This window comes from Pseudomonas sp. BF-R-01 (assembly GCF_019946615.1).
In the GTDB taxonomy this organism is placed as follows: Bacteria; Pseudomonadota; Gammaproteobacteria; order Pseudomonadales; family Pseudomonadaceae; genus Aquipseudomonas; species Aquipseudomonas migulae.
The window spans coordinates 1-9,269 of the sequence record NZ_JAGYFX010000157.1 but is presented as its reverse complement, the minus strand read 5'-3'; the positions used below and the strand labels follow the sequence as shown (position 1 = coordinate 9,269).

Genomic DNA, 9,269 nt, shown 5'->3' with positions numbered 1-9,269 from the left:
CAACATCACACTCGAACAGCAGTTTTAAGGCCCCACCCGTCGGCAAAAGTCTGGATAAATCGCATCAAGGTCGCTATCGGGACAATGCAGGCGGTTTAAGTTGGCAAGATTGACTCACCCACCCTCACCCCCGCCTTGGGGGAACACGGTCATATTTATGTCATGTCAGGTCCGCAAGCTCGGACCTGTCCGCCAACAACAGGTTGATAACAACAAGGACGACCACATGCCCACACAAAACCCGCACCGTAACCTCGGTTTGTGCACCTCCAGCAAGGTCTACAACGCCCTGACCGAACTCAAGCACCTGGAAGGTCATCGCAGCGCCAAATTTCTTTCGCTGCTGGCCGAAAACCTTGTGCGAAAAGGCCTGCTCAACGAACAGGAAGTGGTCCACATGCTGGACCTGGTGGTCGACTGACCGACAGACGGTCGTTTGCACCCGCTGGCGTCAATGTCGACTATCGAAAGCGATGATTGTTCGTTCGCGCGGCGGCCCCGTAAGGTAGCTCCATAGATTGATGGAGGTACTTATGTCCCAGGTTCAAATCATGTCCGTTATTGGCAGCGCCGTTCCCGCCTCGCTTAGAGAGCTAGGATTGCTCGCCTGTTGGTATCTGGTCCAGGACGGTGAACAAATCAGCGGTCCGCTCCCATCGCTGACCGCCGCCAAGGCACTGTCACAGAGCTTCGACGCTGGCCGACTCAGCGCTTAAGGCAACTGCACCCGCGGTTTGGTTTCCATGAAAATCGCCCAGCTCGACATAAACAGCGCGGCGATCAACGGTCCGATGACAAAGCCATTGAGCCCGAAAATCGCCAGGCCGCCGAGGGTCGAGATGAGGATCAGATAGTCCGGCATCTTCGTGTCCTTGCCCACCAGGATCGGACGCAGCACGTTGTCCACCAGGCCAATCACAAACACCCCGAACAGCCCCAGCACCACGCCCTGCCAGATCGCCCCGCTGAACAGGAAAAATGCGGCCACCGGCGCCCAGACAATCCCTGCGCCAACCGCCGGCAACAGCGACAGAAACGCCATCAACACCGCCCAGAGCAACGAGCTCGGGATGTCCAGAAACCAGAAAATAAAACCGCCCAATGCGCCTTGAGTGATCGCCACAAAAAGGTTGCCCTTCACCGTGGCACGCACCACGCGGTTGAACTTGAGCTGCAAACGGCGTTTCTGGTGTTCTTCCAGCGGCACGGCGGCGCGCACTTTGCGCGCCAGTTCTGCTCCGTCGCGCAAAAAGAAGAACAACAGGTACAGCATGATGAAAAAACCCACCACGAAATCAAACGTACCCTGACCGAAACTGAAGGCTTTGTTGGCGATGAACTCATTGCCCGTCACCGCACTCTTGATGATTTTCTCCCGCAGCCCCTCCAGCTCACCGATCCCGGCGCGATCGAGCAAGTGCTGGAAGTACGGAGGCAGGCTGTGTTTGAAATGCGTGATGTACCCCGCGATGTCCAGCTCGCCGCTTTCGATGCTCTTGTAAAGCGCCGCCCCTTCCTGGACCAGCAGAATACTGAGGATGATCACCGGCAGGATCGCAATGACCATGCAGATGCTCAACGTCAGCATTGACGTCAGGTTGCGCTCCCAGCCGAACTTCAGTTGCAGTCGCCGCTGCAACGGCGCGAAGAGAATGCCGAGGATCACCGCCCAGAACACCGCGCCGTAGAACGGCAGCAAAATCCAGATAAACGCGGCGGTCACCACCCCCAGCAAAATCACCAGTGATTTGTCTTGTACCTTCTCTTCGTTCATGTCCGATCCATGTCAGTCCGCAGGGCACAGGCCCTTGTAGCAAGAGCCGTACTGATGCTTAGTCCGCCACGGTTCGCGCGAGTGCCATCCGTTTGTTCATCAAGCATAGATCCAGATCAATGAATGCCACGGGCATGCCGATTATCCTCGCCGGCTTTTGCGATCGACCCGCCCATGACCCTTTTCACACCTGAGCTGCTCGCCCCCGCCGGCACCCTGAAAAACATGCGTTATGCCTTCGCCTATGGCGCCGACGCGGTGTACGCCGGCCAGCCGCGCTACAGCCTGCGGGTGCGCAACAACGAGTTCGATCACGCCAACCTGGCGCTCGGCATTCGCGAGGCCCAGGCACAGGGCAAGCGCTTTTACGTGGTGGTAAACATCGCCCCGCACAACGCCAAACTCAAAACCTTCCTCAAGGACCTGGAGCCGGTGATTGCCATGGCACCGGACGCGCTGATCATGTCCGATCCGGGCCTGATCATGCTGGTGCGTCGGCACTTTCCGCAGATGCCGATCCACCTGTCGGTGCAAGCCAACACGGTCAACTGGGCGAGTGTCGAGTTCTGGCAACAACAAGGCTTGAGCCGGATCATCCTGTCGCGGGAACTGTCCCTGGAAGAAATCGCCGAAATCCGCCAGCAAGTGCCCGCCATGGAGCTGGAAGTGTTCGTCCACGGCGCGTTGTGCATGGCCTATTCCGGCCGCTGCCTGCTGTCGGGCTACATGAACAAACGCGATGCCAATCAGGGCAGTTGCACCAATGCCTGTCGCTGGAAGTACTCGGCGCAAGAAGCCACGGAAAATCTGCTCGGCGACATCGTGCAGACCTTCCAGCCCGAACCGACGCTGGGAATTGGCGCGCCCACCGATCAAGTGTTCCTGTTGCAGGAAGCCAACCGTCCCGACGAACTGATGCCGGCCTTCGAAGACGAACACGGCACCTACATCATGAACGCCAAGGACCTGCGCGCCGTGCAGCACGTCGAGCGCCTGACGCAAATGGGCGTGCATTCGCTGAAAATCGAAGGCCGGACCAAATCTCACTTTTACTGCGCGCGCACCACTCAGGTTTACCGCCGGGCGATCGACGATGCGGTGGCCGGTCGCGACTTCGACCGGGGCCTGATGACCGATCTGGAATCCCTCGCCCAGCGCGGTTACACCGAAGGTTTTCTGCGTCGTCACGTGCATGACGAATATCAGAATTATCAGAACGGCAGCTCAGTGTCGGAGCGACAGCAATTTGTCGGTGAATTGACCGGCGAGCGGCGCGACCGGCTGGCGGAAGTCAAAGTGAAGAACCGTTTTGGCCTGGGCGATCACATGGAACTGATGACGCCCAAGGGCAACTTCCACTTCGATTTGCATCAGTTGCAGAACGTCAAAGGCCAACCCATCGATGTGGCGCCGGGGGATGGGCACACCGTGTACCTGCCGATACCGGATGCGGTGGATTTGCGCTTCGGGTTGTTGATGCGGGATGTGCGCGAGATGTGATCTTCGATCAACATCGCTATCCCCAAAACACCGCATCCCCTGTCACACCGCTATTGCTGATACACCGCTTTCTTTTGAACACCGCGCCCCCTGTAGGAGCTGGCTTGCCAGCGATGAGGCCCTTCAAATTTTCACCGCAGCTAAGGCCGCCATCGCTGGCAAGCCAGCTCCCACAGGTTCGCGGTGTTTCGGATAGCGGTGGTGATCTCAGGTGAACTCCTCGCGCAACATCGCCACAAACGCTTCTCGCGCTGGATGAACCCCGGCGTTTTCATGCCAGTAAAACAGGTTGTCGATGGCGGTCAGCTCAGGGAACTCATACCCCGCGCACCCCGCGCCTTTGGCGTACTGATCGAACACCCCTTTGGGCACCAGCGCGACCCCCGCCCCCGCGCTGACGCACCCGACAATCGCGCCGTAACTCGCCAGGCTGACAATCGGCAGCGCCTGCCCCTGGCGCAACAACCAATGTTCCAGCGCCGCACGGTAAGGACACCCCTGGGGCCACATGAACACGGTCTTGTCCTGCAAATCGGCGATCTCGCGCACCGGCCCCAGCGACGTCGAGGCAATCAGCAGCAGCTCCTCGCGGTACATCGGCGTGCGCTTGAGTTGTGAGCGCTCGACATCCACCGCGACGATTGCGCCGTCGAGCCGGTGGTTGGCAGTGTCATCGAGCAATTGGCCCCACGTGCCGGTGGTCAGCTCCAGCGCGACCGCCGGATAGCGCTTGTGGAACTTGGCGAGCAAACGCGGCAAGCGACCGGTGGCCGACGATTCGATGGCGCCGATGCGCAACGGGCCGGACGGCTCGGCGGCGGGGTCGACCGCCCGCTTGGCTTCAGCCGTCATGGCGAGAATCTTCGAGGCGTAGGCCAGAAAAGTCTGCCCCGACGGACTGATGCGCAACCCTCTGCCTTCGCGGATAAACAACGCGACGCCCAGCTCCGCTTCCAGCGACTTGATCCGTGCCGTGATGTTCGACGGCACGCAATGCAACAGCTCGGCCGCCCGGGCGATGCTGCCGACGTCAGCCACGGTCTTGAACATGCGAATCTGAGCCAGCTCCATACATCACCCAAAGTGAACGGTTAGCGCAGTATAAGTCAGTTGTGGCGAACGGTCCGCATTCTGATACTCGAAGCATCCGCCCACAGGTGCCCGACCATGAAAGCGCTCTCAACCGCCACCCCTCCCCTCAAAATCATCCTGGCCATGGCCTTCGTCGTCGCGTGCTGGGGCTATTCCCCGACCGGTATTCACATCGGCTTGCAAGCCTATGATCCCGGGCATCTGGCATTGCTGCGGTTTCTGCTGGCGTCGGTGTTCATGGCGCTGGTCGCGGTGTTCAAAGGCATCAGCCTGCCGACCCTTCGCGATTTGCCGCTGCTGTTCGGCCTCGGCTTTTTTGCGGTGAGCCTGCATCACGTGGCGATCAATTTTGGTCAGCAAGGGGTCAGCGCCGGTGCGTCCAGCGTGCTCGCGCAATCGACGCCCTTGTTCAGCACGCTGCTGGCGCGCTTCGTGTTCAAAGACCAGGTGAGCGCGTGGCGCTGGGGCTGTGTTTTTCTGGGATTGATCGGCGTGGTGATTGTGGTGGCGGGCGATCGCGGACTGGGCAGCATCGACGCCCATGGCCTGTTGATTCTGCTGGCGGCGGTGTCCTGGAGTTTTTACTTCGCGTTACAGAAACATCACTCCGGGCGTTACGACGGGCTGACACTGGTCTGCTACACGGTGTGGTCGGGGACCGCGTTGTTACTGGTTTATCTGCCGGGGTTGGCGGCACAAGCGGTCAACGCGCCGATGCAGGTGCAACTGGCAGTGCTGGCGCTGGGCATTTTTCCGAGCGCGCTCGCCTACCTGGCCTGGGCATTTGTGTTGACTCACGTTGATTTGAGCCGGGCGACGATGACGCTGTATCTGGTGCCGCCGACGGCCATGGCGATTGCCTCGTTTGGCTTGGGGGAACGGCCGACGGTGATGATCGTTGTCGGGGGGATGGTGGTGCTGGTCAGTGTGCTGGCGTTGAATTTGGAGCGGCGGCTTGTGGCGATTCGGGTGGCGGGTGTTTGATGGGTGTTTTGTGGTGATGGAGCTGGCGCCTTCGCCGGCAAGCCGGCTCCTACAGGGGATCGCGGTTCGGATCGGTGCCAGCCGGATTTCGCGAAGGCGGTTAATCGCGATCCGCCAGAAACCGGTCCCGGCTGTTGGTCAGGTGCAGCCACATTGCCGCCCGCGCCGCGTCCGCATCCTGACGCTTGATCGCGTTGAGAATCGCCTCGTGTTCCAGATTGGCCAACTGCCCCAGCTTGCTCAAATCCGCCGCGCCACGTTCAGCCGCGTTGACGCGGGTGCGGGGGATCATCGCGCTGCCCAGGTGCTGCATGATTTCCGTGAAGCAGACATTGCCAGTGGCCTCGGCGATCAGCAGATGGAAACGCCTGTCGGCTTCGACGCAGCTGTCGTTGTTGGCGAGCAGGCTTTGGTAATCGTCCAGCGCTTCGCGCATCTGTGCCAATTGCGGGTCCGTGCGCCGAATCGCCGCCAACGCAGCGGCCTGGGTTTCGAGGCCCAGGCGCAACTCCAGGATGCTGCGCACGCCCAGCGCGGTATCGACATTCAGTCGTAGCCCCTGCTCCGGTGCGCGCTCGATGACAAACGTGCCGATGCCGTGCCGGGTTTCCACCAGCCCCGACGCCTGCAACTTCGAGATCGCCTCGCGCACCACGGTGCGACTGACCCCGTGCTCCTGAACGATGCTGTTCTCCGACGGCAGCTTGTCCCCCGGCAGCATCTGGCCGAGCAGGATGCTCTGGGTCAGTTTCGCGACCAGGTCATGGGCCAGGTTGTGAGTGCGCTTGCGGGCAGGCGCGTCGAGGTCATCTTGCATGGCAATCATCCGAAAGCAGGGCTAAGCGGATCGTAGCACTGCGGTCGAACGGTTTCTCAAGAAAACCGCCCCCGACTTGTATGACAACACTCAACAAAACAGACATCCAAGACAAAAACCAAGCGTACAAACACCCCTAAACTGAATAAAAAATGACCTTAACCATACTATTTTGTTGAGCATTACCTCTTGCAGGATAAAAAAATGTAGTTGTATGATGTCTAGCAACAACGCCACACCTGCAACACCCCGCATAAAAATAATCAGTGGGAGAAAACCAAGTGAATACATCCGTACCCGGGATGCACGACGGTGCCGATTCGGTCCTGAAGTCCGCCATCTCGAAAGTGAAACGCCACGTTCTGCCGCTGTTCGTCATCATGTTCATCGTCAACTACATCGACCGCGTGAACATCGGCTTCGTCCGCGCCCACATGGAACATGACCTGGGCATTGGTGCTGCCGCCTACGGCCTCGGTGCCGGCCTGTTCTTCATCGGCTACGCGCTGTTCGAAGTCCCCTCCAACATCCTCCTGCAAAAAGTCGGCGCACGAATCTGGCTGACCCGCATCATGCTGACCTGGGGCCTGGTGGCCGCCTGCATGGCGTTCATCCAGAACGAAACCCACTTCTACATCCTGCGATTCCTGTTGGGCGTGGCTGAGGCCGGCTTCTTCCCCGGGGTGATTTATTACTTCACGCGCTGGTTACCCGGAGTAGAACGCGGCAAGGCCATCGCGATCTTCCTCAGCGGCTCAGCCATTGCCTCGCTGATCTCCGGCCCGTTGTCCGGTCTGCTCCTGCAAATCAGCGGGTTCGGCATGCACGGCTGGCAATGGATGTATTTCATTGAAGGCATGTTCTCGGTCGGGCTGTGCGTATTCGTCTGGTTCTGGCTCGACTCCAAACCCCACGACGCCAAATGGCTGAGCCGCGATGAGCAAGACGCGCTGGTCAAAGCCATCGATGACGAACAACTGGCCCGCGAAGCCGCGACGCCGATCAAACCGTCGCTGGGCACGCTGCTCAAGGATCGCCAGATCATCCTGTTCTGCCTGATCTACTTCTTCATCCAGCTGACCATTTACGCCGCGACCTTCTGGCTGCCGAGCATCATCAAGAAGATGGGCGACCTCAGCGACGTTCAGGTCGGGCTGTTCAACTCGATCCCGTGGTTGCTGTCGATTGTCGGCATGTACGCCTTCGCGTCGCTCTCGACAAAATGGAAACACCAGCAAGCCTGGGTCGCCGCTGCCCTGCTGATCGCTGCAGCGGGGATGTTCATGTCCACCACCGGCGGACCGGTCTTCGCTTTCGTGGCGATCTGCTTCGCTGCACTGGGATTCAAATCGGCTTCTTCGCTGTTCTGGCCAATTCCCCAGGCATACCTGGATGCACGAATCGCCGCTGGCGTGATCGCGCTGATCAACTCGGTGGGCAACCTCGGCGGCTTCGTCGCGCCGACCACCTTCGGCCTTCTGGAACAACACACCGGCTCGATTCAAGGCGGGCTGTACGGCCTCGCCGCGACCTCGATCATCGCCGCGATCATCGTCTTCGCTGCACGCAACACACCGAAAACCGCACCGGCCGTTGCGCTGGGCAAACCAACGCCCAACCACGCCTGATCGCTGCTATTTAAGGACAAGAACATGAACCAACAAGACACCGCAAAAGCCCCGATCATCACCAGCATGCAAGTGGTTCCGGTGGCCGGTCACGATGGCATGCTGCTCAACCTGAGCGGCGCCCATGGCCCGTTTTTCACCCGCAACATCGTGATCCTCAAGGACAACGCCGGGCACACCGGCGTCGGTGAAGTGCCGGGGGGCGAGCGCATTCGCCAGACTCTGGAAGATGCGCGCAGCCTGGTGGTCGGCAGCCCGATCGGCACCTATCAGAGGATTCTCAACCAGGTGCGCCAGACCTTCGCCGACCGCGATGCCGGTGGGCGCGGCTTGCAGACGTTCGACCTGCGCATCACCATTCACGCGGTGACTGGCCTGGAAGCGGCGCTGCTCGATTTGCTCGGCCAGCACCTGGACGTGCCCGTCGCAGCGCTGCTCGGCGAAGGCCAGCAACGCGACGAAGTGAAGATGCTCGGTTATCTGTTTTATGTCGGTGATCGCAACGCCACCGATCTGGCTTACCGCAGCGAACCGGACGCCGACAACGACTGGTTCCGCGTACGCCACGAGAAAGCCATGACCGCCGATGCCGTAGTGCGCCTGGCAGAAGCCGCCCACGCCCGTTACGGGTTCAAGGACTTCAAGCTCAAGGGCGGCGTGCTCAGTGGCGACGAAGAAATCGAAGCGGTCACCGCGCTGGCCGAACGCTTTCCCGACGCACGCATCACCCTTGATCCGAATGGCGCCTGGTCGCTGAAAGAAGCGATCCGTTTGTGCCGCGATCAGCATCACGTCCTCGCTTACGCCGAAGACCCGTGCGGTGCGGAAAACGGTTATTCAGGCCGGGAAGTCATGGCCGAATTCCGCCGTGCTACGGGCCTGAAAACCGCGACCAACATGATCGCCACCGACTGGCGGGAAATGGGTCACGCGATCCAGCTGCAATCGGTGGACATCCCGCTGGCCGACCCGCACTTCTGGACGATGCAGGGTTCGGTTCGCGTGGCGCAGATGTGCCACGAATGGGGCCTGACCTGGGGCTCGCACTCCAACAACCACTTCGATATTTCCCTGGCGATGTTCACCCACGTCGCGGCCGCCGCACCGGGCGAAATCACCGCCATCGACACCCACTGGATCTGGCAGGACGGCCAGCGCCTGACCAAAGCGCCGCTGCAAATCGTCGACGGTTGCGTGCAAGTGCCGAAGAAACCGGGGCTCGGGGTTGAACTGGACATGGACCAACTGGCCAAGGCCCATGAGCTGTACAAAGGCATGGGGCTGGGTGCGCGGGATGACAGCGTGGCGATGCAGTTTCTGATTCCGGGATGGAAATTCGATAACAAGCGGCCAAGCCTGGTGCGTTAAAACCCTGGAGAACACCGCATCCCCCTGTAGGAGCAGAGCTTGCTCGCGAAGGCGGTCTCTCAGTCACGTCGATGCAAGATCTGCCGCCGCCTTCGCGAGCAAGCTC

At 60.2% G+C, this 9,269-nt stretch carries 9 protein-coding genes; 6 read left to right on the top strand and 3 right to left on the bottom strand.

All coding sequences use genetic code 11. From position 1 onward, the window contains the following. The first annotated feature begins 226 nt into the window (after positions 1-226). Entirely contained in the window at positions 227-421 is a 195-nt protein-coding gene (locus KGB27_RS29875) for a hypothetical protein (RefSeq protein ID WP_008033677.1), read from the top strand. 112 nt (positions 422-533) lie between these two features. Further along, positions 534-716: a hypothetical protein gene (locus KGB27_RS29870; RefSeq protein ID WP_008033676.1), complete on the top strand. Its 183-nt coding sequence runs from the start codon at positions 534-536 to the stop codon at positions 714-716. On the opposite strand, the gene KGB27_RS29865 is transcribed toward KGB27_RS29870, so the two are convergent. After that, complete coding sequence (locus tag KGB27_RS29865; protein ID WP_192229169.1) at positions 713-1,774, bottom strand: AI-2E family transporter; 1,062 nt, start codon at positions 1,772-1,774, stop codon at positions 713-715. The two genes, KGB27_RS29870 and KGB27_RS29865, sit on opposite strands and share 4 nt — an antisense overlap. Before the next feature lie 174 nt (positions 1,775-1,948). Here KGB27_RS29865 and yegQ point away from each other — a divergent pair, with 174 nt between their 5' ends. After that, positions 1,949-3,274, top strand: coding sequence for a tRNA 5-hydroxyuridine modification protein YegQ (gene yegQ, locus KGB27_RS29860; RefSeq protein ID WP_008033673.1), 1,326 nt, complete (start codon positions 1,949-1,951; stop codon positions 3,272-3,274). A gap of 207 nt (positions 3,275-3,481) precedes the next feature. Here yegQ and KGB27_RS29855 read toward each other — a convergent pair whose 3' ends face one another. Beyond that, entirely contained in the window at positions 3,482-4,345 is an 864-nt protein-coding gene (locus tag KGB27_RS29855; protein ID WP_008033671.1) for a LysR substrate-binding domain-containing protein, read from the bottom strand. Positions 4,346-4,441: 96 nt separating this feature from the next. Between KGB27_RS29855 and KGB27_RS29850 the strand changes: the two genes are divergently transcribed. Next, positions 4,442-5,350, top strand: coding sequence for a DMT family transporter (locus KGB27_RS29850; RefSeq protein WP_223557292.1), 909 nt, complete (start codon positions 4,442-4,444; stop codon positions 5,348-5,350). A gap of 100 nt (positions 5,351-5,450) precedes the next feature. Here KGB27_RS29850 and KGB27_RS29845 read toward each other — a convergent pair whose 3' ends face one another. Beyond that, the gene (locus tag KGB27_RS29845) at positions 5,451-6,167 is read right to left on the bottom strand and encodes a FadR/GntR family transcriptional regulator (protein WP_008033665.1); all 717 of its coding nucleotides are present in this window, start codon (positions 6,165-6,167) and stop codon (positions 5,451-5,453) included. 281 nt (positions 6,168-6,448) lie between these two features. Here KGB27_RS29845 and KGB27_RS29840 point away from each other — a divergent pair, with 281 nt between their 5' ends. Then, positions 6,449-7,795 (top strand): MFS transporter, encoded by a 1,347-nt coding sequence (locus tag KGB27_RS29840; protein WP_223557291.1) that lies wholly within the window; start codon positions 6,449-6,451, stop codon positions 7,793-7,795. A gap of 24 nt (positions 7,796-7,819) precedes the next feature. Next, positions 7,820-9,163, top strand: a complete 1,344-nt coding sequence (gene gudD / locus KGB27_RS29835; protein WP_008044644.1) for a glucarate dehydratase — start codon at positions 7,820-7,822, stop codon at positions 9,161-9,163. The last annotated feature ends 106 nt before the right edge of the window (positions 9,164-9,269 follow it).

What these genes read in the sequence shown, in the direction of transcription:
- KGB27_RS29875 (WP_008033677.1), top strand. Translation starts at nt 227, where the DNA reads ATGCCCACACAAAACCCGCACCGTAACCTCGGTTTGTGCACCTCCAGC.
- KGB27_RS29870 (WP_008033676.1), top strand. Translation starts at nt 534, where the DNA reads ATGTCCCAGGTTCAAATCATGTCCGTTATTGGCAGCGCCGTTCCCGCC.
- KGB27_RS29865 (WP_192229169.1), bottom strand. Translation starts at nt 1,774, where the DNA reads ATGAACGAAGAGAAGGTACAAGACAAATCACTGGTGATTTTGCTGGGG.
- yegQ (WP_008033673.1), top strand. Translation starts at nt 1,949, where the DNA reads ATGACCCTTTTCACACCTGAGCTGCTCGCCCCCGCCGGCACCCTGAAA.
- KGB27_RS29855 (WP_008033671.1), bottom strand. Translation starts at nt 4,345, where the DNA reads ATGGAGCTGGCTCAGATTCGCATGTTCAAGACCGTGGCTGACGTCGGC.
- KGB27_RS29850 (WP_223557292.1), top strand. Translation starts at nt 4,442, where the DNA reads ATGAAAGCGCTCTCAACCGCCACCCCTCCCCTCAAAATCATCCTGGCC.
- KGB27_RS29845 (WP_008033665.1), bottom strand. Translation starts at nt 6,167, where the DNA reads ATGCAAGATGACCTCGACGCGCCTGCCCGCAAGCGCACTCACAACCTG.
- gudD (WP_008044644.1), top strand. Translation starts at nt 7,820, where the DNA reads ATGAACCAACAAGACACCGCAAAAGCCCCGATCATCACCAGCATGCAA.